Annotated in this window: 1 pseudogene; it reads right to left on the reverse strand. The window is 64.2% G+C overall.

The features are described 5' to 3' along the window. Positions 1-1,037, reverse strand: a pseudogene (locus IH54_RS0138655) (hypothetical protein); the annotation flags it as partial.

Consider the following 1,037-nt stretch of genomic DNA (forward strand, 5'->3'; position numbering starts at 1 on the left):
TCTTGACGATGAAGCCCACGATTTTGTCGATGACGCGGTTGACGGGTTTGGCGACGGCGTGGAAGACGGATTTGACTTTGGCGGCGAGGTTGCCGATGCCGAGGAGGGAGGCGAGGAGGCCGAGGAGGGTGGGGATGGCGGCGGCGAGGGCGGTTTCGACCATTTTGGGGACGCCTGCCTGGCCGCCGCCTGCGATGGCGATGACGGCGTCGAGGACGGCTTGGACGAACTCGATGACCTGTGCGCCCTGGTTGATGACGAAGGAGACGATGTCGACGATGGCTTTGACGGCGCGGACGAACGCGGAGGCGGGGTTGAGGAGGGACAGGATCCAGGTGATGCCGGCGATGATGACGGTGGGGATCAGGTAGGCGGTGAGCTTGCCGAGGATGGTGGCTTTGAGGTCGCCTACTTCTTTGACGATCTCCTGCTCGATCCCGGCGGGGCCCTCTTTCGCGAGTTTCCGGGCGACGGGGACGGATTTCTCGACCTCGGTCACGGCCTGGTCGGGGATGCCTTTGGCGGTGATGCGGGCGCGGATGTTGGCCCAGGTCAGGCCGAGCAGGCCGGTGATGAGCTGGATGATGCCCTTGAGGTCGAACGAGGAGGGCAGGTCGAGGCCGGCCTTGACGGCTGTGCCCAGCAGCCAGGACACCAGGCCCTTCTTGAGGTGGTCGGCGATGTTGGCGACGAAGAGTTTCAGGCCCGCGCCGACGGCGTGGACGAGGTTGTTCAGGAACCCGATCGGGTCCTTGATGATCTTCGCGATGGCGGACGCGGCCTTCGCCAGAATCCCCATCAGGAGGTTCTTCAGCTCCGTGATGGTCTTGATGACCCCGGCGATCGCGCCGACCGCCTTGGACACCAGACCCTTGTTCGCGTCCTGGAGCTTCTTGATCTCCTCGTCGACCTTGTGCAGCGCCTGGGTGTACTTCGTGGCCAGGTCCTGCACGAGCTGCTTGGACTTGTCGTCGACCTCCGACTCCAGGTCGTCGAACTTGCCCGCGAAGTCCTTCGCCGCGTCCTGACCGAACTTC

It is taken from the genome of Streptomyces sp. NRRL F-5123, assembly GCF_000721495.1.
In the GTDB taxonomy this organism is placed as follows: domain Bacteria; phylum Actinomycetota; class Actinomycetes; order Streptomycetales; family Streptomycetaceae; genus Actinacidiphila.